Origin of the sequence: Amycolatopsis sp. cg13 (assembly GCF_041346965.1) — a bacterium.
Taxonomy (GTDB): Bacteria; Actinomycetota; Actinomycetes; order Mycobacteriales; family Pseudonocardiaceae; genus Amycolatopsis.
Map to the genome: position 1 here is coordinate 2,178,498 of NZ_CP166848.1, position 23,159 is coordinate 2,201,656.

General features: G+C 69.3%; 17 protein-coding genes. 8 read left to right on the top strand and 9 right to left on the bottom strand.

The genetic code is table 11. The features are described 5' to 3' along the window. The first annotated feature begins 81 nt into the window (after positions 1-81). Both AB5I40_RS09740 and AB5I40_RS09745 read left to right on the top strand, forming a co-directional pair. Entirely contained in the window at positions 82-1,710 is a 1,629-nt protein-coding gene (locus AB5I40_RS09740) for a GMC family oxidoreductase (RefSeq protein WP_370938123.1), read from the top strand. A gap of 16 nt (positions 1,711-1,726) precedes the next feature. Beyond that, positions 1,727-3,301, top strand: coding sequence for a succinic semialdehyde dehydrogenase (locus tag AB5I40_RS09745; protein WP_370938124.1), 1,575 nt, complete (start codon positions 1,727-1,729; stop codon positions 3,299-3,301). Between the two features lie 4 nt (positions 3,302-3,305). Here AB5I40_RS09745 and AB5I40_RS09750 read toward each other — a convergent pair whose 3' ends face one another. Both AB5I40_RS09750 and AB5I40_RS09755 read right to left on the bottom strand, forming a co-directional pair. Then, a complete protein-coding gene (locus AB5I40_RS09750) occupies positions 3,306-6,779 on the bottom strand; it encodes a DEAD/DEAH box helicase (protein WP_370938126.1) in 3,474 nt (1,157 codons plus the stop codon). 185 nt (positions 6,780-6,964) lie between these two features. Beyond that, entirely contained in the window at positions 6,965-7,630 is a 666-nt protein-coding gene (locus tag AB5I40_RS09755) for a TetR/AcrR family transcriptional regulator (protein ID WP_370938127.1), read from the bottom strand. 84 nt (positions 7,631-7,714) lie between these two features. Here AB5I40_RS09755 and AB5I40_RS09760 point away from each other — a divergent pair, with 84 nt between their 5' ends. After that, the gene (locus AB5I40_RS09760) at positions 7,715-9,214 is read left to right on the top strand and encodes a long-chain fatty acid--CoA ligase (protein ID WP_370938128.1); all 1,500 of its coding nucleotides are present in this window, start codon (positions 7,715-7,717) and stop codon (positions 9,212-9,214) included. Positions 9,215-9,218: 4 nt separating this feature from the next. Here the strand turns inward: AB5I40_RS09760 and AB5I40_RS09765 are convergent, their stop codons facing one another. Next, a complete protein-coding gene (locus AB5I40_RS09765) occupies positions 9,219-11,783 on the bottom strand; it encodes a glutaminase domain-containing protein (protein WP_370938130.1) in 2,565 nt (854 codons plus the stop codon). 142 nt (positions 11,784-11,925) lie between these two features. After that, on the bottom strand, positions 11,926-13,710 hold the full coding sequence (locus AB5I40_RS09770; protein ID WP_370938131.1) for a gamma-glutamyltransferase family protein: 1,785 nt from the start codon (positions 13,708-13,710) through the stop codon (positions 11,926-11,928). A gap of 71 nt (positions 13,711-13,781) precedes the next feature. On the opposite strand from AB5I40_RS09770, the gene AB5I40_RS09775 reads away from it, so the two are divergent. Further along, entirely contained in the window at positions 13,782-14,681 is a 900-nt protein-coding gene (locus AB5I40_RS09775) for a LysR family transcriptional regulator (RefSeq protein WP_370938132.1), read from the top strand. A 43-nt stretch (positions 14,682-14,724) separates the two neighbouring features. Here the strand turns inward: AB5I40_RS09775 and AB5I40_RS09780 are convergent, their stop codons facing one another. After that, positions 14,725-15,996: a YbiU family protein gene (locus tag AB5I40_RS09780; RefSeq protein ID WP_370938133.1), complete on the bottom strand. Its 1,272-nt coding sequence runs from the start codon at positions 15,994-15,996 to the stop codon at positions 14,725-14,727. A gap of 99 nt (positions 15,997-16,095) precedes the next feature. Here AB5I40_RS09780 and AB5I40_RS09785 point away from each other — a divergent pair, with 99 nt between their 5' ends. After that, on the top strand, positions 16,096-17,178 hold the full coding sequence (locus AB5I40_RS09785) for an ROK family protein (protein WP_370938134.1): 1,083 nt from the start codon (positions 16,096-16,098) through the stop codon (positions 17,176-17,178). On the opposite strand, the gene AB5I40_RS09790 is transcribed toward AB5I40_RS09785, so the two are convergent. Continuing rightward, positions 17,168-17,893 (bottom strand): trypsin-like serine protease, encoded by a 726-nt coding sequence (locus AB5I40_RS09790; RefSeq protein WP_370940485.1) that lies wholly within the window; start codon positions 17,891-17,893, stop codon positions 17,168-17,170. The genes AB5I40_RS09785 and AB5I40_RS09790 overlap by 11 nt on opposite strands. Positions 17,894-18,017: 124 nt before the next feature. After that, positions 18,018-19,091: a hypothetical protein gene (locus AB5I40_RS09795; RefSeq protein ID WP_370938135.1), complete on the bottom strand. Its 1,074-nt coding sequence runs from the start codon at positions 19,089-19,091 to the stop codon at positions 18,018-18,020. Between the two features lie 104 nt (positions 19,092-19,195). Between AB5I40_RS09795 and AB5I40_RS09800 the strand changes: the two genes are divergently transcribed. Together AB5I40_RS09800 and AB5I40_RS09805 are read left to right on the top strand one after the other, a co-directional pair. Further along, entirely contained in the window at positions 19,196-19,513 is a 318-nt protein-coding gene (locus AB5I40_RS09800; RefSeq protein ID WP_344264264.1) for a metalloregulator ArsR/SmtB family transcription factor, read from the top strand. Beyond that, positions 19,510-19,914 carry an SRPBCC domain-containing protein gene (locus tag AB5I40_RS09805; RefSeq protein ID WP_370938136.1) on the top strand — a complete coding sequence of 135 codons (405 nt, stop codon included), beginning with the start codon at positions 19,510-19,512 and terminating at the stop codon, positions 19,912-19,914. The genes AB5I40_RS09800 and AB5I40_RS09805 overlap by 4 nt, the downstream gene beginning before the upstream one ends. 4 nt (positions 19,915-19,918) lie before the next feature. On the opposite strand, the gene AB5I40_RS09810 is transcribed toward AB5I40_RS09805, so the two are convergent. Together AB5I40_RS09810 and AB5I40_RS09815 are read right to left on the bottom strand one after the other, a co-directional pair. After that, the gene (locus AB5I40_RS09810; RefSeq protein WP_370938137.1) at positions 19,919-20,560 is read right to left on the bottom strand and encodes a class I SAM-dependent methyltransferase; all 642 of its coding nucleotides are present in this window, start codon (positions 20,558-20,560) and stop codon (positions 19,919-19,921) included. Between the two features lies 1 nt (position 20,561). Then, positions 20,562-21,959 carry an FAD-dependent monooxygenase gene (locus tag AB5I40_RS09815; RefSeq protein ID WP_370938138.1) on the bottom strand — a complete coding sequence of 466 codons (1,398 nt, stop codon included), beginning with the start codon at positions 21,957-21,959 and terminating at the stop codon, positions 20,562-20,564. Between the two features lie 114 nt (positions 21,960-22,073). On the opposite strand from AB5I40_RS09815, the gene AB5I40_RS09820 reads away from it, so the two are divergent. Further along, positions 22,074-23,039, top strand: coding sequence for an Lrp/AsnC family transcriptional regulator (locus AB5I40_RS09820; RefSeq protein WP_370940486.1), 966 nt, complete (start codon positions 22,074-22,076; stop codon positions 23,037-23,039). The last annotated feature ends 120 nt before the right edge of the window (positions 23,040-23,159 follow it).

The window sequence follows — 23,159 nt, forward strand, 5'->3', positions numbered from 1 at the left end:
TGCGCGGCGAGCGGGAAAGCTATACCGTGCCTGAACTAGAACAGGTTATAGTTTCGGCGGTGCGCGGGACGAGGAGCGGACATGGCAGCCAGGGTGGCCCGGAGCAACGAAGCCGACTACGTGGTCGTCGGGTCGGGCAGCTCGGGAGCTGCTGTCGCCGGACGGCTCGCGGAGTCCGGGGCCAGCGTGATCGTGCTTGAGGCGGGCAAGAGCGACGAGCAGCTGCTGTTGCGCAAACCGGGGCTGGTCGCCCCGCTGCACGCGGTTCCCCAGCTCAAGAAAATGAGCGACTGGGGGTTCTACTCGGTCCCGCAGAAACATGTTCTCGATCGGCGCATGCCGGTGCCGCGCGGGAAGGTGCTCGGCGGCTCCAGTTCGGTCAACGGGATGGTCTACGTCCGCGGCAACCGGGCGAATTTCGACTCCTGGGCGGCGGAGGGCAACACCGGCTGGGACGCCGACGGCGTCAACGCCGCGTACAAGCGCATGGAGGACTTCGAGGACGGCGAGAACGCCTTCCGCGGCGCGGGCGGGCCGATCAAGATCACCCGCAACAAGATCCCGCAGGAAGGCACGCTGCAGTTCCTCGACGCGACGGCCGACGCGATCGGCTGCGACATCATCGACGACTACAACGGCGAATCGCAGGAAGGCGTCAGCCGGATGCAGCAGAACGCTGCCGACGGCCTCCGCTACAGCGCCTCGCGCGGCTACCTGCACCACCTCGCACCCCGGACGCTCGAAGTCCAGTCCCGCGTTTTCGTGCGGAAAGTAGTGATCGAGAACGGGCGCGCGACCGGCGTCGAGGTGACCGACGCCAACGGCAAGCACCGCACGATCCGCGCGGGCAAGGAGGTCATCCTCGCGGCCGGGTTCGTCGGGTCGCCGCAGCTGCTGATGCTGTCCGGGATCGGGCACGCCGAGCACCTCAAGGAGCACGGCATCGACGTGCTCGCGGATCTGCCGGTCGGCGACAACCTGCACGACCACATGTTCCACGCGCTGACGTTCCAGGTGTCGTCGTGCAAGAACAAGGGCACCGCACCGTATTTCGCCCGCGGAATGGCCCGCGAGCTGCTCAAGCCGGGTTCGACGTTCCTGGCCAACTCGGTGTTCGAGGCGCTCGCGTTCCTCAAGACGTCGCAGGCCACCACGGTGCCGGACCTGCAGCTGCACCTGCTGCCGTGGGCGTACGTGTCGCCGAACCAGGACGCGCCGATCCGGCACCCGGTCGACAAGCGGCCGGCGCTCACCGTCCTCACCACACTGATCTACCCGAAGAGCCGCGGCACGATCCGGCTCGCCTCGGCCGATCCGACCGCGACGCCGCTCATCGACCCGCAGTACCTCTCCGACCCGGCCGACCTCGAAGTGCTCGGCGAAGGCTCCGAGATGGTGCGCGAGATCTTCGCGTCGAAGGCGTTCAAGGGCTCGATCAACGAGGAAATCCACCCCGGCAAGCAGTTGCGCGGCCAGGAGTTGCGCGACGCGATCCTCAACCGCGCGACGTCGGTGTACCACGGCGTCGGCACCTGCCGGATGGGCGTGGACGACCTCGCCGTCGTCGGGCCGGACCTCAAGGTGCGCGGCGTGGACGGGCTCCGGGTCTGCGACGCCTCGATCATGCCGTCGATCACCGGCGGCAACACCAACGCGCCTTGCATCATGATCGGCGAAATGGGCGCGCAGCTGGTTCTTTCCGGCAACTGAGAAGGAGCGGAACACCATGACCGTCACCCCGGTCCGGCCCACTCGCCCGGCCTCGGCGACCGACGAGTTCCTCCGGCAGCTCGTCGCGCGCGTGCCGGGCTCGGGCGGCGCGGTGTGGCCGCTCACCGAGGTCTACACCGGCGACGTCCTGGTGGACCTGCCGCAGTCGACGCCCGCTGACATCGAGCAGGCGTTCGCCACCGCGCGGGCGGCGCAGGCGAAGTGGGCCGCGACGCCGCTCAAGCAGCGGCTCGCGGTGTTCCAGCGGGCGCATTCGCTCTTCATCGACCGCGCGCGGACGATCGCCGACCTGATCCAGGTCGAAAGCGGCAAGAACCGGCGGATGGCGATCGAGGAAACGTGCGATCCGCCGATGATCATGAGCCACTACCTGCGGCGGGCGCCCAAATTGCTCGCCCCGACCCGGCGCGGCGGACCGGTGCCGCTGGTGTCGTCGTCAACCGAGATCCGGGTGCCCAAGGGCGTGGTCGGGATCATCGCACCGTGGAATTTCCCGTTCGCCACCGGCATTTCCGACGCCATTCCAGCGCTCATGGCGGGCAATGCGGTGGTCTTGAAGCCGGACAACAAGACCGCGCTTTCGCCGCTGTACGGCGTGCAACTGCTGGAAGAAGCGGGTTTGCCGAAGGGCCTGTTCCAGGTCGTGTGCGGCGAGGGCCCGGACGTCGGCCCGACGCTCATCGGCCAAGCCAACTACGTGATGTTCACCGGCTCCACCGCCACCGGCAAGGTGATCGGCGAACAGGCGGGCCGGAACCTGATCGGCTGCTGTCTCGAACTCGGCGGCAAGAATCCGATGATCGTGCTCCCGGACGCCGATTTCGCCGACGCGGTGCCGGGCGCGGTGTTCGGCGCGTTCGGCAACACCGGGCAGATCTGCATGCACATCGAGCGGATCTACCTGCCGGAGTCGCGTTACGAGGAATTCAAGGAAGCCTTTGTCGCCAAGGCTTCCGCGCTGGATGTACGGGCGGCTTACGATTTCGGCCCGGAAATGGGTTCGCTGGTTTCGGTGGACCACATGAACCGGGTCAAGTCCCATGTGGACGATGCGGTCGCCAAGGGAGCCACCGTGTTGTGCGGCGGGCGTCCGCGACCGGATCTGGGCCCGGCGTTCTTCGAGCCGACCATTCTGGAAGGCGTCACGAAGGACATGCTGTGCGGGGTCACCGAAACCTTCGGCCCGGTGGTGGCGTTGCATCGGTACCGGACGGTGGACGAGGCCGTCGAGTTGGCGAACGACACCGACTACGGGCTGAATGCTTCGGTGTGGGGCAAGGACATTCGCGCAGCCTCCGCGGTGGCGGCTCGGCTGGAGACGGGCAACGTCAACGTGAACGACAGCCTGGCGACGGCGTACGCCGCCAAGGGGACGCCTTCCGGCGGGGTGAAGACGTCCGGAGTCGGTGCCCGGCACGGGGATCAGGGGCTGTTGAAGTACACCGATGTGCAGAACCTGGCGGTGCTGAAGAAGCCGGTGATGAGCCCGCGGCCGGGGCAGAAGTACGAGAAGTACGTGGAAGGAATGCTGTCCGGGCTGAAGATGATGCGGCGGCTCAGGATCCGGTAGCCGCTCACTGTTCGAGATCCGGGATCCGGTCGGCGAGCACGCTGAAGTACGGCTGGGTCCGCCAGTTTCGCCGGTTGCCGATCACGTAGAGCCGGCGCTTCGCCCGCGAAACCGCGACGTTGAGCAGGTTCGGTTTCTCCGCGGCCCACTCCCGGGCTCGTTCCCGGTGGTCCGGGGTGCCGAGCACGAGGATCACCACGTCGGCTTCCTTGCCCTGCATGGTGTGCACGGTGCCGACGTTCGTACGGGCGAACTCCTCCCCCAGCACCTCCCGGCCGACCCTGCGCGAACCGCGCACGACCGCGCGGAACGGGCTGACCACCCGGATGTCGTCAGCGTGGACGCCGTCCCGCCTGAGCTGCCGGAGCAGGCCCGCCAGCGCTTCGCCTTCCGCGGGCAGCCAATGCTCGTCCGACGCGCCGGACGGCACGTGGATCCAGCCGTTCCGCCCGGGGAAGTCGCCGTCGTGGTGCGTCCCGTACACCATGAGGGTCCCGCCGTAGGCGATGTCGTTGGAAATCCCGAACATCGGCCGGTCGCACCGCCGGTGCACCCGCAACGGCGCGCCCACCCAGGCGGTGCCGCTGCCGTCCGAGTCCGCCAGCTGGGTGCCGTACCGCGCCGTCCGGTCGGCGATCTGCTGTGCCGACGCGGCGTCCGGCAACCACTGTTCGTCCACCTGGCAATGCCGGCGAAGCACCTCCTGCGCGGACGACGGCAGCGACACGATCGGTTCGAGCTGCCGCGGATCTCCCACGATCACCGAACGCCGGGCCCGCCAGATCCCGCCCACGACCTCCTGCGGAGTCGCCTGTCCCGCCTCGTCGACGAACAGCCAGCCGAGAGATTCCCGGCCGAGCCCGGCGAACAGCCGCGGCAGAGACGAGAAGGTGGTGGACACTACCGGCACGACCAGGAACAACGCCTGCCACGCCGCGAGCAGAACGGCGGGCTCCGGCTTGACCCGGCCCTTCAGGTACGCCTCGATCGCCGCCAGGTTGTCGCGCAGCCTCGGTTCGGCTCCGAGCACGAACCTCTTGTGCAAGCGCAGCGCTTCGAGGAACAAGCGGTTGCGCGCCGCCGTGAACTCCGCGTCGGCCCAGGGCGCGCAGCGCTGGAACTCGTCGTCGCCGTCGAAATCCGGCCGGAAGGGCACGTTCCCCGGCCAGCGCCGACGGCCCGCCTCGATGCGTGCGCAAACCTCGGCGAACACACCTTCGGCCGCGTCCCTCGCCTGAACCGATTGCTGCCAGGCCACGGTGGCGGCGCCCAATTCCTCCTGCCACCCGGCCGCGATCCGGCACGCCCGCTCGCACTCCTGTTTGGCCGCCGCGCGGCGCCGCCGAAGTTCGTCGGCGAGCCTCGCCCACTCGCGGCCCGCCTTGAACCAGGTGGAGAGCTGGATCCAGAACCCGGGCCGGTTGAGCGCGTGGTGCTTCGACTCCGCGTCCTCGTCCGCGAACGCCTTCCGGGCTTGTGCCAGCACCTGTTCCGCCCCGGCGAGCTGGCCCCGCGCGTGCTCGCCCCGGCGGACCGCCGCGACAACCTGGTCCGCCGCCGCGTCGCGGGCAGCCTGGCATCCGGGATGCGCGGCCACCGCGTCGGCGACTTCCTGCCGTTCCGCCGCGAGCCGCCGGACCTCGGCCGAAGCGTCCTTGAACCGCTTGACCGCGCGAGCCCAGTCGGCGGCCGATTCAGGTTTCCGTTGCGCCTGCTGGAGGATCTGGAGCATCCCGGAGAGCTTCTTCTTCGCCGGCTCCGGCCGTCCGTTCTTCCCGGCCGGTTCCTGCTGGCTTTGACCGTCGCCCCACCAGAACCGGCTGGCGAACCGGCTCCGCTTCTTCATGCTGCCGAGCGTCGCGGCCATCAGCCCCCATGCCGGGGCGTCGAGGACGTGCGACGCGAGTTCGGTGAAGTAGTCCGCGTCCAGCGCTTCGGCCGCGGCCCCGCCCACCGCCTTGACCCCGGGTATTTCGGCGGTGACGTTCTCCGCCGCCCCGTTGTTCGCGGTCGCGAGCACGACCTCGAACCCCGTCAGTTCGGGCCGGGGGCGGTACACGTGAGCGGTGTGTTTCGCGTTCAGCGCGACGCTGCCGATCTGCCCGGTGAACGCCTCGACCGGGTGATGCAGCGTGGCGAGCCGGTCGGCCCGGCGGACGACGATGCCCGCGAGCACGTCGCGCAGCATCGTCGTCTTCCCGGTCCCGGGCGGGCCGTTCACCGCGAACAGCCCGCTGCCGTCGGCGAGTTCGGCGAAGATCCGGTCGACCGCGAACTGCTGGCTCAGCACCAGGGGTTTCCCGAGGTCGGTCGGCCACCGGCCGGCCGGGATGCTGCCGGGCGTCACGCCAGCCACGACCGCGTCCGGAGTTTCCCGCACATCGACCCGCGCCGCGACGGGAAGAGCGCGCGGTGCGGTCAGGTACTGCGAGAGTCCCCGGCCCGCGTTCCCGCTTCGGAGATCCTGTTCGATCCGGCCCAGATCCTTCGCGATGAAGCTGTTGAGGAAATTCTGCTCGCCCGCTTCGGCCGACTCCCGGATCGGCACCAAGGCGCACTTCACGCGGACGCCGGACGGCGCCAGCGCGGCCAGACCGAGTCCCCTCGTCAGCGAAGACACCAGCCGGTGCACGTCGCCCGCGCCGAGACACGGCCAGCCGCCCGCTTCTTCCCAGTCCGGCTGCCCCGTCGCGGAGCCGGCCGGCTGCTTCGCCGAGGCTTTCTCTCGCGTGCGCGGAGTCAGCAGCTTCTCCGCGAACGCGCCGGCGACGCTGCCCGCGATCCCGCCGACGACCGGGCCGGCGACCGAGCCCACCGCCGCGGCGGCCGCCGTCGTCACCGCGGTCCCGGCCGATTTCGCCCCTGCCTTGACCGCCTCGGCCGCGGCGTTCTTGACTTGCTCGCCAGCGGCCTGCTTTACCTTGCTCACCACCGATTCGGCGGAGTCGTCGTCCTCTGCCGGGGCCGTTCGCGCCGACGGCGGGACCAGCCGGTCGAGCTGTCTGGCGAACTCTCGTTCCTCCGCTTCGAACCCGTCCAGCCAGTCCCGGGCGCCCGGTCCCGGGGAGCGCGTGCGGCCGATGGCCCATGCGCAGGCGGACAACGTCGCGGAGTTCTCCACCAGGCCGCCCTTGTCGTCCACAGTGAACGCCAGCAGCGCGGTGTGCCGGTCGAGCCGTCCGTCGGGCTCCTTGGCGTCGCGGCCCAAAGCGCGTACAAGCTCGTCCCGGACCGCCGACAACTCGTACAACCCGCCGTAAACGGTGAACTGCCACGTCATCCGCGGCTTCGCTGGAAGCCGCCACACCGGATGGCCTTCTTCCCACGGCGCCAGGTCGCGCGGACCGAGATCGAACACCACCTGCTCGCTGTCGGCGCCGGGCCGGGTGTTCGGTTTCTTCGGCACATCCTGTGGAGTGAACATTTCGACCATCCGCCAGAACCGCACGATTTCCGCCGTGCGAGCACCGTCGCCCACCAGACCCCCTCATTCCCTCGCCCGGCGCGACTGTACCCCTCGCTGATCATTTCTTTCGCACGCGGCCCGAAAGCATCCGGGCAGCACTGGAACAACCATGAGGAGGAATATTCCATGGCAATGGTAAACGAAAGAGAAGAATGCTTGGGCTACGAATTCAGCAGAGACAAAGGGTCGCTGGCCCACTATGCCGCACTGGCGACATCCGCAATGGACTGACGCACGATCCGGACCACCGTTCCGTCCGCTTCGGTCAGTCCGCTGAGCCGGGTCCGCCGCGTCAGCAGTCCGCCCAGGACTAACTCGACCAGCTGCGCGCCCACCTCCTCCGCGGACACCGGGCCGTCCGGGTCGAACCACGTCCATGCCCATTGCGCCGAGCCGAAGATCAGCAGGCTCTGCACCTCGACGTCGCACGAGCGGAACTCCCCCGCCGCGACCCCGTCGGACAGCACCGCCCGCACCAGGTCGAGGTATTCCGCGCGCATCCGGCGGCCCTCGGCCATCGCGGCACTGTCCGCGAGGCGGACGACCTCGCGCTGGAACGCGACGGTCGCCTCCCGGTCCACCACCTGGTACAGCACGAACGCGTACAGCAGCCCGGCCAGCTGCCGGGTCGGTGTCGCGAGGCGTTCGCGGATCAGCGCGGCTTCGGCGAGCCTGCGGCGCATGTACGACTCGTGCAGCGCGGCGAGCAGCCGGTCCTTCGTGCCGAAGTGGTGCACGATGGTGCCCTTCGACAGGCCCAGTTCGCCGGCGATGTCGGAGAAGTTCGCGGCGTCGTAGCCGCGTTCGGCGACGTAGCGGGTGAACGTCGCCAGGATGTCCCCGGCACGGCCTTTGGGTGGCATCGGCCCACTGTAGCCGAAGGTTTGACCACTGACCGTCCGTACGGTTACCTTCGTCCTGGTCCCCGGCGACGAAGGAGTCTCGGCATGGCATCGAGCTTGGCGCAGTGGATTGCCCGGCGCAGCACCGTCACCCCGGAGGCGGTCGCGCTCGTGGCCGCGGAGACCGGAGAGCGGATCACGTACGCCGAACTCGAACAGCGGGTCGCGCGGCGGGCGGCGGCGTTGCGGGGGCTGGGCGTGCGGAAAGGCGACCGGGTTGCCTTGCTGGGCTTGAATTCCACCGGCTACCTCGAAACGCTCTTCGCGGTCGCTTGGCTCGGCGCGATCACGCTGCCGATCAATTTCCGGCTCGCGGCGGCCGAAGTCGAGTACCTCCTTGAAGACGCCCGGCCGGTGGTCGTGGTGCACGACGACACCTTCGCCGCGCTCGCGAAAGAAGCCGCCAGCGGTCGGGCGCTGGTCAACAACGGCGAGCTCGGCACGAACGAGGACCACGTCGAACTCGAACCGACCGGGGCCGACGACGTCGCAGTGCTGATGTACACGTCCGGCACCACCGGGCGGCCCAAGGGCGCCATGCTCACCCACGGCAACCTGGAGGCGAACGCGATCAACGTGCTCACCTCCGGGGAAGGCCTGCTCCCGTCCGACATCACGCTCACGGTCGCCCCGCTCTTCCACATCGGCGGGCTCGCGCTGTTCACCCTGCCGTTGCTGTACGCGGGCGGCACCGTGGTGGTCGCGGGCAAGTTCGATCCACAAGAGACACTCGCCCTGATCCAGCGGGAGAAGGTCACCGTCCATTTCATGGTGCCCGCGATGTGGGCGGCGATGACGCAGGTCCCGGACTTCGATTCCTACGACCTGTCGCGCCTGCGCTACCTGCTGTGCGGCGGCGCGCCGTGCCCGCTGCCGGTGATCGAGTTCTACGAGGGCAAGGGACTGACCTTTGTGGAGGGTTTCGGGATGACCGAACTCTCCCCCGCCGCGCTGGTGCTGGAATCGGCGTTCGTGCGCTCGCACGCCGGGTCCGTCGGACGGCCTTTCCTGCACGTCGAGGCGCGGATCGTGGACGAACGCGACGACGACGTCCCCACCGGGACGGTCGGCGAACTGGTGCTGCGCGGCCCGAACGTCTTCGCCGGTTACTGGGGCCTGCCCGAAGCGAGCGCGGAAACCATGCGCGGCGGGTGGTTCCATTCCGGCGACCTCGCCCGCTGCGACGCGGACGGCTTCGTGACTTTGGTGGACCGCAAGAAGGACATGATCATTTCCGGCGGCGAGAATGTCTATCCGATCGAGGTCGAGCAGGTGCTGCACCGGCATCCGGGCATCGCCGACGTCGCGGTGATCGGCGCGCCGGACCCGCAGTGGGGCGAAACCGTGATCGCGGTGGTCGTGCCGGCCGACGACTCGCTCGACGGGGACGCGGTGATCGCTTATTGCCGGGAGCGGATCGCCGCTTTCAAGTGCCCCCGTCGAGTCGAGGTTGTCGATGAGCTTCCGCGTAATGCCACCGGGAAGCTGTTGAAGCGCGAACTCCGGGCCCGCTACACCGGTTCCGCTGATTCCGTCGCCCGCTAACCGCTCAGATGAACCTCCACAAGTGGTCCGGCGTCCCGTTGTCGTCCCACTGCGTCACCTGTGCACCGTCCGCAGTGGACTGTTGATCGACTGCCATCACCTTTCCACTGTGGACGTTCCGCAGCTTCCACCAACCGCCGCCCGCGTCTACGATGCGCCACAGGTGATCCGGCGTTCCGTTGTCCTGGAACTGCTGCACGTGCGCACCGTTGTCCAGGCTCTGGTCGTGCACCGCCAGCACCTTTCCGCTGTTGCGGTTCATAATCCGGACAGTCCCGTCGCCGCTGTCCACGACTGTCCACACGTGATCGACCGTGCCATTGTCCTGCCACTGCGTCACATCAGCAATGTCCGAAAGCGACATGTCCTGCACCGCCAGGAGTTTCCCGGACCGCTGGTTCTGGATCCGCCGCCACGAAGTCGTCGAAGCAGCCGGATGCGGCAGCAAAGCCAGATACCCGGCAGCGACCGGGCGCGCTTGGAAGCCGGACTGCCGGGCATCAGCGACGAAGTACCAGTCCGAGAACGGAACCCGCGAACCCGTCGTGTTGGCGAAGCTGTAGACGCCTTCGATGAGCGTCGCGCGGATGTCGGCGTGGTCGGTCAGCCAGGCGGCCGTCCACAGTTCCCAGTCGGCTTTCGTGTAGTCGTGACGGAGGTCCAGCGGGACACCGTGCGCGCCTCGTTTTGATTGATACCAAGCAGCTTCACGCGCGGCAGTGCCGAGTGGCACCAAGTCGAGCCCAAGCAACCGGTCCGCGAAACCGTTGTACTTCAGGCTCCAGGTGCCGGGCTGGTCATACGCCATCCGCAGGTGCGAACCGTCGTTGGCCAGCGTCGTCCATTGGCTGATGTAAGACCGCGAAATGGACCGATACCGCAAGGCATCGGCGGAGTTGCCGGTGACATCAGCGAGAACGGCCATCGCGCCGACGCCGATGATGCCCTTCAACGCGAGGTTGGCGCTGTGCGCGATCCAGCCGGTGAAGTCGTCGGTCTGGTTCTGGTTGCCCGGGTCGAGCGTGTTTCCTACCAGGTATTCAGCCCACTGCCGCAGAATTCCGTAGTGGGCGTTGACGAAAGTCTTCGCCGCCGCGGAATCCAAGCGCTGCGCCACCGCGGCGGACATAATGAGCATGTTGGCCGATTCTTCGACCGGCATGCTCTCCTCGTTGCCGTCGTTGTGCCCGGCGGCGTTCGGATAGGACGCGCCGATGTCGTGTTCCGAGAAGGTCATCGGCCAGCCGCCGTGTTCGGCGTAGTCGAGGACCGGTTCCAGCAACAAGCGCACGAAGTCCGGCGAGAGATGGAGATAACCGGGCAGCGCCGGATAGATCACGTCCACTGTGGACACGTTGCCGCTGGACGAGATCTCCTTCAGGAACGCCCACGGCGAGCCGTTCCGGTCGACCAATTCGGTGCCGCCGAACGCTTGCCGCAGCGCGAGCGCGCAGATCGCCGCGTAATGGTCGCCGGTACCGCCCCCGCCAGCCGCGGCGGAGGCTTCGCTGTCGATCCGCTGGTCCAGCGCGATCCCGGCGGCGAGCGCGGCCGGGTAGTCGGCGTGGAACCAGGCGACCATGTCCTGCCACGACGACCAGTAGTGCGTCCACCACGGCGCCAGCTGCGCGCCGAGGTAGCTGACGGCGGGGGTGCGGACGTGCCCGATCGCCACCACCAGCGGATCGGCCGCCGCCCCGGGCGCGACGACGCCCAGATCTTTGGCGAACGCGAGGACGGGCCAGCGGTCGCTGATCGCCCGCGGCTGGTCCGGATCGCTGGTCCCGGGCAGCGCTCCCCCGTTCGCCGACGTCGCGCGCACGACCGTGTCCTGCCCGATTTGCCAGGTCGCGCCAGAAGGCGCCGCGACCACGAGCGAACCCCAGCGCGGCTGGTCGTGCCCGTCCTCGGCGAGCGCGCCCGGCGAAGCGGCCTGGACGCTCAGCGACGTGATGCCGCCGGATTCCTGCCGCTGCCAGCCGACCGGCGTGGCCGAATCCCATTGCAGCCATTCGGCCGACGTGTCGAAATGCAGCGAGACAGCATGCGTCCGGCCGTCGGTGCTCGCGGCGGCGATGGTGACGTAGCCGAACGGCACGCACTGCCGCTGGAGGTTGCCGGGATCGACCGGCGAGAAGAAGGTGACGGTGAGGGTCACGCCGCCGCCGGAGAGTTCGTAGATCGAGCGAGTCGCGGTGACCCGCAAGGAGTTCTGCGACATCGGCGTCAGGCTCGGACCGGACGGCAGCTGCGGCGCCCCGGCGAACACGTACGCCGCGCCGTCGATCCGGGCGATCCCGCACAGCGCGGTGACGTGCCCGGTCCAGAACGTCGACCAGGTGCCGGGCAGGTTGTCCGCGGCCTGCCAGGTCGAGAGGTACGGCGAACGCACGATGAGCGGCGTCGCGGGCGGGCGCAGCGGGTTCAGCGTGCCCGCCGGAGCCGCCGAGGCGGTGGACTGGACCAGTTCCGGGGCGCACCAGAGCGCGGCGGCCGCGGCCGCGCCGGTGCCCGCCCAGCGCAGGGCGTCGCGGCGGCTGACTTCGCGGGGACCTTCGGAGGAGGACATCGACAGCTTCTTTCGGTCAGATGCCGGACACGGGAAAGAAGAAACCGAGCTGCCTCAGTGTGGCACCGCGATACAACGTTGTAAATCTGTCGAGAGCACTGACAAGCGCTGTCCGTTTCCAGACAGCGCTTGTCATTCCCAGCTACCGCCCGGCGGCGTACCCCTGCTCCCCGCGCGAATTCGCCGCCGCCGAAAGCACCCCGGTCTCAGGATCCCGCGCCACCGCGCACAACCGGCCCTCCGACCACGGCTCCCCCACGGTCACGTCGTGGCCCCGCTCCTCCAGCGCGGCAATGACGTCCGCACCGATCCGCGACTCCACCGTCACGCTCCCCGCCGCCATGCCGCGCGGGTAGAACGAACTCGGGAAGCTGTCGGTGTGCCAGTTCGGGGCATCGATCGCGCCCTGCAGGTCGAGCCCGCCGCGAACCTTCTCGCGCAACGCCGTGCCGAGGAAGAAGTGGAAGTTCCACTGGTCCTGCTGGTCGCCGCCGGGCGTGCCGAACGCCATCACCGGCACGCCGTCGCGCAGCGCGAGCGACGGCGAAAGCGTGGTGCGCGGCCGTTTGCCCGGTGCGAGCGAGTTCGGCAGGCCCGGGTCGAGCCACGCCATCTGCAGCCGGGTGCCCAGCGGGAAACCCAGCTCCGGCACGACCGGGTTGGACTGCAGCCAGCCGCCGCTCGGCGTCGCGGCGATCATGTTGCCCCAGCGGTCGACGACGTCAAGGTGGCACGTGTCGCCGCGGGTCAGGCCGTCCTTCGCGACGGTCGGCTCCCCCGCCCCGATCGCCGACGCGGTGACCCCGCCGCCCGCGACGTAGTGCGCGTGCCGGCTCAGCTGAGGCTCGCGGCCTTCCGGGCTGCCAGGACGCAGGTCGAACGACGCCCGGTCGCCGATCAGTTTGCGCCGGACTTCGCTGTACTCCGGGGAAAGCAGCGCCTCGATGGGCACTTCGGTGCTGTCGCCGTACCAGGCTTCACGGTCGGCCATCGCGAGCTTCGTGCCCTCGATGAGCCGGTGGTAGTACTCCGGCGTCGCGTACTCCAGCTCGTCCGGCAGGAGCGCGAGCTGCTGCAGAAACGCCGGACCTTGGCTCCACAGCCCGGCTTTCGCGACAGTCCAGCCGTTCCAGGTGTGGGTGACCGGGTCCTCGTAGGTCGGCCGGAACGCGGCGATGTCGTCGGCGGCGAGGGTGCCCGCGTGCCGTTCGCCGGAAGAATCCATCGCCGGTTTCGCAGCGAAGTCGGCAAGCGCCTCGGCGATAAACCCTTCGCGCCACGCTTTCCGCGCCGCCTCGATCTGCGCTTCCCGATCGCTCCCGGCCGCCTCCGCTTCCGCGATCAGCCGGCGCCAGGTCTCGGCGAGCGCGGGATTCTTCAGCAGGCCACCAGGTTTCGGCGCGACCCCGCCGGGCAAGTACAGCTCGGCCGACGTCGTCCATTCGTTCTCGAACAGCTCGCGGACGGTCTCCACCGTCGCGCCGACGCGCTCCACCGCCGGGTGTCCGTCCGCCGCGTAGTGAATGGCGTACTTGAGGACCTCGCGCAGCGACTTCGTGCCGTGGTCGTGCAGCAGGAGGAGCCACGCCTCGACCGCGCCGGGCACCGCGGCGGCGAGCGGGCCGGTGCCGGGGACGAGGTCAAGGCCGAGCGAGGTGTAGTGCTCGATCGTCGCGCCCGCCGGCGCGGGCCCTTGCCCGCACAGCACCTTCGGCGCGCCGCCCGCCGGGGCGAGGATCATCGGCACCTCGCCGCCGGGACCGTTGAGGTGCGGCTCGACGACGTGCAGCACGAACGCGCCCGCGACCGCGGCGTCGTAGGCGTTGCCGCCGTCCTCGAGGACCGCCATCGCGGCCGCCGAGGCGAGCCAGTGGGTGGACGACACCATGCCGAAGGTGCCCTGCAGCGTCGGGCGCGTCTGGACCATGGCCTTATCGTCGCGCGCGAGCTGGCGGTACGTCAAAGACATCTGAGACACCGGTCCGATAGCGTATCGCTATGGAACGCCGTCAGCTGGAGTACTTCGTCGCGATCGCCGAGCACGGCGGGTTCACGCACGCGGCCCGGGCGTTGCGGGTGGCGCAGCCGTCGTTGTCGCGGGCGATTTCGAAGCTGGAACAGGACCTCGGCGTCGAGCTGTTCCACCGGGTCGGGCGCAACGCGGTGCTGTCGAGCGCCGGCGAGCTGCTGGCCGGACGCGCCCGGCTGGTGCTGCGCGACCTCGACGCCCTGCGCGCCGCCGCGCGGATGGCGGGCGACGGACCGGCCGGGCGGATCGACGTCGCGGCCACGTCGTCGTCCGCGCTGGAGCCGGTGATCAGCATCATCGCCGAGATGCGCACGCGGTACCCGGGCGTTTTGGTGAGCACGTCGGCGGCGTTGTCGGCGGCCGAGGTGGTCGCGATGGTGGTGCAGGGGCGTTGCGAGACCGGGGTGTGCGGGAGCGCGGAACGGCCGGTCGGGCCAGGTCTGGTCGCGCATCATCTGCGGGACGAAGAGCTGCTGTTGGTCGCCCCGCCGGGCACCGAGATCGGTTCGGACGGGGTCGTCGAGCGGGCTGAACTCAGCGGCATGCAGTTCATCGTCACCACGTCGCCGACGGCGGTGCGCGGGTTCTTCGACCGGCTCGCGGCGAGCGTGCCGGATCTGTCGATCGCGGCCGAGGTGGGCGACCGGAGCGTCGTGCTGCCGATGGTGCTGCGCGGGATCGGCGCGAGCCTGATGCCGGACGGCTGGGCGGATCTCGCCCGCCGGGCCGGCGCCGAGGTGCTCCGGTTCGCGCCGCCGGAGAAGCTCCCGCAGTGGTTGATATATCGGTCCGGGCCGATTGCCGCGGCAACTCAGGCCTTTGTGGACATCACCCTCGCTTCTGGCGGGACTGACAGCATCGGCGCATAGTGGCCGTCCGGATGCGGCTCCTCCGGCAACCGCTCGACCGACGTCACCCTATCCCGAGCCCGCTCCGCCCGGTCGCGTTCAGCTGCCCGGGAGCGAACCGGTCCGGCCAGGAACGCTCGTAATGCTCGGCCGGGAAGTCCGACGGACTGGACCCGGACTCGAACGCTTCGCGCACCGACCCGGCGTACGCCTCGTTGCGCGGGCACCACGGCGCGGCCGGGATGTACATGACGTTGCCCCAGCCCCGTTGGTTCTCCACCGGCGCGACGCTGTGGATCAGATCGCAATGCCACCACACGGAATCGCCCGCCCGCACATCCGGGATTCCGCTGGAAGCCCGCAGCAGCAACGAATGCCATTTCTCGCTCGCCGGGAACACCTGATTCACCGTGACGCCGCACATCTCGTCTTCAGGCACGTCGGCCAGCAGCGGGCGCAGCAGCAGATAACCCATCGCCTCCGGAATCGGCACGGTGTGCAGCACACCCTGGTCGTGTTCCATGTCGGACAGCGCGGTCCAGCCCTGGAAGGTGCGGAACACCGAGCACATCGTCGAGCCCTCGAACTGCGGCCCGGCCGTGCGATGCGCGGCGTCCCACGGGTCATAGGACTCGACGGTGCCGTCGAACAGGTGCCGGAACGCGCGCTGGTACGCCTCGGTCATCCAGAGATCCAACGTGCCCGGGTCGAGATGGGTGCCGAGACCGCCGGAATCCGTGCCCGGCGGACGACGGCGGATCCGGTCCGGGTACAGCGAATCCCGGCCGGGGTCGAACCACCGGACGCCGTCGGATTCGGAACGCCACTGCGCGTTGAGGAACGCCTGCACCCGCGCCATCCGGTCGCTTTGCCGCGCCTCCATCTGCGCCGGCGACCAGTAGATCGGATAGATCTCGGGCCGCGAGCCGACGGTGCCGAAGAAGTCGTCGCCAGGGCCGCGGTACTGCTCGAAGAACCGGTTGCCCTCGACGTACTCGACGATCCCCGCGTCCCAGTCCAGCGCCTGCTCGCGCGGGAAATGACCGCGCACCACGAGACAACCGCGCCGCCGGAGCCGAGCTAAGTCTTCGTCGGCGACTCTGCCCGCCTCGATGTCGGCGTAGTCCAACTCCGGCCAGATCGCCTCGCCGCGCACTTTCGCTGCCTCGATCTCCTCGACCGCCGCAGCGACACGAGCCTCGACCACCGCGAAAACCTCCTCCACAGTGCGTCCGGACGCCTCGATCCGCGTCCGCAGCGCGGCTTTGATCTCGCGGATCGCGGCCGGAAGGTCGTCCGGCGTCGTCTCCCAGTGCGGCAACGGGGGCAGCTGCATAGCTCGCTCCATTCAGGAAGGGCTCCTTACTGAACCGACGGTAAGGTGCCCGCGCCGATTCAGGCAACACTCCTGACTAAATCGGCTACACTCGCGCCGGTGACCCCGGCCAAGCCCTCCCTCGACCTGCTCCGGTCGCTGACCGACGAGCACGTCCTGAGGGCGCTGCTTGCCGAACGGCAACTCACGCGCGCGCAAATCGCCGCCCACACCGGCATTTCCAAGCCCGCGGTCGGCGACAGCGTCGCGCGGCTCGCCGAGGCCGGGCTGCTGCGCGACACCGGCGAACGCACCACCGGCCGCGGCCGCGTCGGCACCTATTACGCGCTGGCCGACGACCTCGGCACGGCCTTGGTCGTGAGCATCGGCCACGACGGCGCGGTCGCCGAAGCCGTCGACGTTTTCGGCGAGGTGCTGGCCCGGCACGTCGAAGACCTCGGCCGGCCCGTGCGTCCGAGGAAGGTCGCTCAGGCGCTCCGCAAGGCTGCGAAACAGGTCGCCGACGACGCCGGGCCGCTCCGGCTCGCGGTCGTCAGCGCGGCCGATCCGGTCGACCGCGACACCGGGAAACTGGTCCATCTGCCCGATTCCCCGTTCCTGCTCGGGGAACTCTCTCCCGCCGACGTCCTCGCGCCGCTCGTCGCGGGCCCGGTCACCGTCGACAACGACGTGAACTGGGCGGCCCGCGCCGAGCAGGCCGCCGCCGATTTCGCCTACCTCTTCCTCGGCGAAGGCCTCGGCTGCGCGGTGGTCGCCGACGGCGAAGTGCGTCGCGGACACGCCGGTTTCGCCGGGGAAATCGCGCACGTCCTCACGCGCGGCGCGGACGGGCAGGCGCTCGCTTTCATCGACGTCTTCGCGGATCTCGGTGTCCGCCAACCGGATTCGACCACGATCGACGTCGAAGCCCTGCTGTGCGCGATCAAATCCGACGACGTCCTCGGCACCCTCGCCGAGGCGATCTGCGGCGTGCTCCTGGCTTTGGTCACCGTGTCCGACCCGGAACTCATCATCCTGGGCGGCCCATGGGGCCCCGCCGTGCTCGACGCAGTGTCGGCACGCTTCGCGCGACTGCCGCGCAACGTCCCGCTTCGCGCCCCGCACGCCACGGATTCCCCCGCCCTCGCCGGCGCGCGCGACGAAGCCGTGCGTGCCTTGCGGAGGGCCGTTCTCAGCCCTTGATGGTCTTCTTGATCCAGCCCAGCTGATCGAACACGTCGCCGTCGGCCGCGACGCTGCTGCGGTCGGATTTGCTGGTGACTCCCACGATCGTGTCGCGATCAGCGGTGGACATGACCGGACCGCCGGAGTCGCCGCCCGCCGTGACGCCGGTCGTGGTCAGCGCGCAGAAATCGGTGCCGCCGGAGATGGTCATGCCTTCGCAGCGCTGGTCGCCGGGATCGATGACCTTCGCGTCCACCTGCTTGAGCACGTCGGATTGGCAGCTGTTCTCGTCGCCGGCGCAGGTCGCGCCCCAGCCGAGCTGGCGAACCGTCTCGCCCGGCCGCACCGGTCCCGTGCTTGGCAGCTTCGCCGGGGTGATGGTCATCGGAGTGACCTTGATCAGCATCATGTCGGCCAGCGTGTGGTTGTCGCGGCGGCCCGGCACCGGCCGGACGACGGTGCCGAGCCGCTGGTCGAGATTGCCGACGCGGAACTCGATCCGGGAGTCCGCGATGGGTTCGGCTGCCTCGTTAAAGCAGTGGTCGGCGCCGATAATCCACTCGCGACTGATCGCGGTGGCGGTGCACTCGGGCTTGCCGTCGACCAGCATCCGCACCGCCCACGGGCCATAGCTGGAGACCGAACCGCCGATCACGGCCGACGCCGGGGTCGCCACAGTGACGGCGGCTAGGGCGGCGACTGGGGCCAGGACGGCCAACCGGCGGAGCAGCATGGTCAAGACGTCCCTTCGGCAGCTGGCGTTACAACATCAAGACGCGGCAGCTGGCGAGTGGTTGCGCCTCGTGAGTGTTGATCCCGGTTAGAACCGGGATCAACACTCACGAGGCCGCCCGGATTCAGGACTTGTCCGCGGCCTGAGCCACGAAAATCCCCGTTTCCAGGAATGCCCGCCATTCAGCCGGGGACTGGCTGTCCATCGCCCGGCGAGCCGCCGCCTGGACATGGCTGCCCGGCGTCGAGCGAGTCCAGATCTCCCGGACCAGCGGTCCCTCCTCGAGATACCTGGCGTAGCTGGCGTCCACGCCGACGACCGCGGCCGCACGCGCCTTCATGTCGTTCAGCTTGTCCTTCGCCGCGGCCTCGAAGATGCCGGTGTCGATGAAGGCCCGCCGCTGTTCCGGCGTCTCGCAGGAGTACGCCGCCATCCACACCTCGGAACCGTAAGGCGCCTGACGCGCCCAGATGTGCTGTACGAACTGCTCGTCCGTCAACTGCGCGGCCAACCGCGCATCCATGCCCACTGCGGCGGCCGCCTTCACCCGCGCGTCGCGGAGTATCTTTTCCGCGGCCTCCTTCTCCGCCGCCTCCTTCGCGGCGGCCACGTCGCGCTGATGCTCGACGAAGATGCCGTGCACGATGAATTCCTTCTTCTCCTCCAGAGTTCCCTTGACGGCGGCAGCCGCGGCCGCCCGCACGAACGAATCCCTGGGGGCGTGCTCCCACAACGCGAAAACGAAATTCGGGTCCTCCTGGCTCAACAGCATCCGGGTCAGCTCGAAACCGAGCAGCGCGGCAGCGGGCTGCCGTTCCGCGCGCCGGGCCTGGAACAGTGCCTCCCGGTCCAGATCCCGTTGGTGCGCCTGGTAAATCGCGGTGGTGAGGAAGTACGAAGTCGAGCCGATGGTGTCCGCGTGATATGCCTCGTACTGGACTTCCTTGGCAACGTCTCCCTGCCGTTGCGCGGCCAGATAGATCTCGTGCACGAAGTCGCTTTCGCTGAGCCGCAACAGTTCCGGGGTGATCGCGAGCCCGACGACAGCAGCCGCGTTCGTGCGCACCTCCTCCGGCGTCTGCGCCACAGCGGCAACCGGAGCCGCCGTCGCCACAGCCGGAGCGACGAGCCCGGTCACCACGGTCATCGCGGCGAGGACAGCCGCGGCCGCCACTCTTCGAACTCGGGAATTCGACATAAGCGTCATAGTGGGTGAATACCTCCCGGGCAACGAACGTTACCGATCACCGTCCGGCGTCCCGCTGGTTGACATGTCGGAAACTTCCGACGTAACGTAGCGTCATGCCCGACGACGTCTTCCTCGCTCTCGCCAGTCCCGTCCGCCGGCGTCTGCTCGAGATCCTGGCGGACGGCCCGCACACCGCGGGCGACCTCGCCGCGCGGTTCGAGCTGAGCCGTCCGGCGGTGGCCGAGCACCTCAAAGTGCTGCGGGACGCCGCTTTGGTCCGCGACGAAGCTGTGGGGCGGCAACGTTTTTACCACCTGGAAAGCGATCCGCTGGAGCAGGTCGGCGAATGGCTGCACCCGTTCGAGCGGTTCTGGCGCAGCCGTTTGCGCAGCATGGCCGACCTGCTGGAAAACGAGGAGGAAACCCCGTGACGTACGCCCGCATCGGCAGCATCTCGGTCGATCAGTTCATCGCCGCCGCCCCGGAGAAGGTCTGGCGCGCGCTCACCGATCCCGAACTGCACGCGAAGTGGTGGGCGCCCGGCGACATCGGCCCGGACGTCGGCCACGAGTTCCATCTGGAGATGCCCGGGTTCGGCTCGATCCCTTGCCGCGTCATCGAATCCGAGCCGCCGTCGAAGTTCGTCTACACCTTCAACGGCGACTGGACTCTCACCTGGACGCTTGTCGCCGAGGGCCAGGGCACCCGGCTCCTGCTGAACCACTCCGGCTTCGACCTGGACGACAAACGCCAGGCGGACGCGTGCGAGCGGATGGGCCCCGGCTGGCGCGACGGCGTGCTGCCGCGGCTGGCGAAGCTGGACCTCGGCTGAGCCCTCAGGCTGGACGGCGAGCGTAGACCACCGCCTGCGGCACCTCGCTGTCCAACTGCTCCACCCATTCCGCGGTGACGGTGAATCCGGCCTCCCGCAACCACTCCGACACCTGCGCGGGCTGCCGGCGGTGGACGTACACCCGCATCGCGTGCCCGCCGTAGCCCTGTGTCTTCAAGCGGGCGACGTCGCCAACGTGGAAGCCGACCGCGACCGGCGCGCCGGGCCGCAACACGCGGTAGAACTCCGAGATCGCAGTGGGCGCCTCGTCGTCCGGGACGTGGATCAAGGCCCACCACGACAGCAGCCCGGCCGCCGAAGCGTCGGGCAGCGGGAGCGCGGTCATCGACCCGACCGCGAACCGCAGCCCCGGGTGATCCCGCCGGGCCACCTCGATCATGCCGGGCGAAAGGTCCAGTCCGAACGCGTCGAGACCAAGGCTTTTCAGGTGCGCGGTGACGTGCCCGGTGCCGCAGCCGACGTCGGCGACCGGGCCGTTTCCGTGCACCAGCGAGGCGAACAAACCCAACGTCATTCGCAGCGACGGGCTTTTGGCGATCGAATCGCGCAAGCGGTCGGCGTAGCTGTCGGCGACGGTGTCGTACGAGGTCCGGGTGTCGGTCAGCCAGGTCTGCACGACGGCCACGTTAGCCCACCGGCGCGCCGAACCACTGGCGAAGCGCGGGTTCCAGCCCGTCCGGAACACCGGCCCACGCCACGTATCCGTCCGGCCGGACCAGCTTCGCCTCGGCACCCGTCTCGACGCGGTGCACCCGGTCCGCCCACCGAGCCGTGAGCTCGCCGAACTGGTCGCCGGGATCCATGAGAACGCCGCGTCCGGCCCGCAGTTCCGGACCGAGATCGTGCGCGGGAAGCCCGACCAGCGGATGGTCCTCACTGCCCGGCAACGGGTAGCGGAATCCCATGCCGGACAGCATGTCGTCCAGCAAGTACTGGACTTCGGGCAACTGCACCAGCTCCGTGAACAACGACCGGGCCGCGGCCGAATCGGGGCCGCCGTCCAGAAGCAGAGACTGCGCCTGGACGTTGCGCAGCACCGCCGCGCCGACCGGATGACGTTCCGCGTGGTAGCTGTCCAGCAACCCCTCGGGCGCGGTGCCGCGAATTGCCGCGCCGAGCTTCCAGCCGAGGTTCATCGCGTCCTGGATTCCCGCGTTCATGCCTTGCGCGCCAAAGGGAAGGTGCACGTGCGCGGCGTCGCCAGCCAGGAAGACGCGGCCGTGCCGGTACTGCGCGGCCTGCAGCGCGGCGTTCGTGATCCGGCGTGCGTAACGGAGTTCGACCAGTTCCACGCGATCGCCGAAGACCGTCTTCAGCCCCGTGCGGATCTCGTCCTCGGTGACCGGCGTGTCCCGTTCCAGCGACCAGCCGGGTCCGCCGAAGGTGAGACGACGCAGCGGGCGGCCCGCGGCGTCCACGCCGAGCGGGAACACCTGGGCGCGGTATCCCTCTGGGGTGATCGTGGTCATCGGGACCTCGGCGCTCAGCCGCACGTCCGCGGCCACCATCGTCGCGGTCCCGGGACGGCCGGAGAATTTCGCGCCCAACAGCTTCCGGACCGTGCTGCGCCCGCCGTCGGCGGCGACCAGGTACTGGGACCGGATCGTGGCGCCGTTGGCGAATCTCGCGGTGACGCCGTCCGCGTCCTGCTCCAGCCCGATCAGTTCGTGCTCCCGGCGGACGTGGATTCCTTCCGCGGCAAGGTGTTCCTCCAGGAATCCCTCGATCGCCACCTGCGGCACCGACCGCCACGGGAACCGGTGCCGTTTGTGGACCAGCGGCAGCAGATTCCCGGCGAAATGCGCTGTCGTGACCGGATAGTCGCCGGTGGCCAGCAGCGGTTCGAGCAGGCCGCGCTGGTCGAACGCCTCCTGAGTCCGGGACTGCAGCCCGCCCGCCTTGGACAGCTCGCTCGCCTGCGGCAGCCGGTCCACCAGCACGCAGGACACTCCGGCAAGCCGCAGTTCGTTCGCCGCTGTCATCCCGGTCGGCCCGGCGCCGACGACGAGCACCTCGGCAGTCATGATCTCTCCCCTCGTGGGTCTGCGTGTTCGGAACCGACTCTCGGCCCGGCAGCGGTGCGCGAGCCAGAAAGCGACACGATTGCGGCGGATTCCGACATGAGTACTCTCGACTCGGTGGATTCCGACTACGACGACCTCGACCGCCAGCTCGTGCACGCCCTGCAGATCGACCCGAGGGCCCCGTTCAGCACGATCGCCGACGCGCTCGGCGTGTCGGATCGCACCATCGCGCGCCGCTACGACCGGCTCCGGTCGGCTGGAGCGGTTCGAGTCATCGGCAGCGTCAACCAGACGGCTTCCGGTGCGGTGCAATGGTTCCTGCGCATCCGGTGCGCACCCGCCGCAGCGGGCGCGGTCGCCGAGGCGCTCGCGCGGCGGCCGGACACCGCCTGGGTGAGCCTGACGTCCGGCGGCACCGAAATCACCTGCACGGTCCGCATCGAAAACGAGGCCGACAGCGAAGCGTTGCTGCTGGCCAAACTTCCCCGCACGCCACGGGTCGAGGGCGTCACCGCGCATTCGGTGCTGCACGCGTTCTACGGCGGACCCGACAACCTGGTCGCTAAACTCGGCGCGCTGGACGAAGCCACCGTCGCCCGGTTGCGCCCGCCGCCGCTCCCCCGCCGCCCAGGACCGGCGACCCTCGACGACGGCGACCGCACACTCCTCGCCGCACTGGCCGCGGACGGCCGCGCCGGGTTCGAACAACTCGCCGCCGAGACCGGCTGGTCCCCCACGACCGTCCGCCGCCGGATGGCGGAACTGCGCGAACGGGACGTGCTGTACTTCGATCTCGACCTCGATTGGCGGTTGCACGGCAAGGGAATCCGGACACTGCTGTGGCTTTCGGTCGCCCCGTCGGCGCTGGAAGAGGCCGGGGCCGCGCTGGCCACGCACCCGGAAGTCGCGTTCGCCGCCGCGACCACCGGCCCGACCAACCTCTACGCGACAGCGGTGTGCGCGAGCCAGCACGAGCTGTACCGCTACCTCACCACCAGCGTCGCCGCGCTTCCCGCGGTCACCCACGTGGAAACCGCACCGGTGATCAAGACGGTCAAACGGGTAGCAAACCGGCTGTGACGCAGTACGAACGGGCGCCCTCCCGGTCAGCGGTTGACAGCGCGGCGGTGACCCGTCAATGATTCGTTCGGCTTTCCCCGGTGGGAAATTCCCGAACGCGTCCGCGAACTGTCCCCGCCT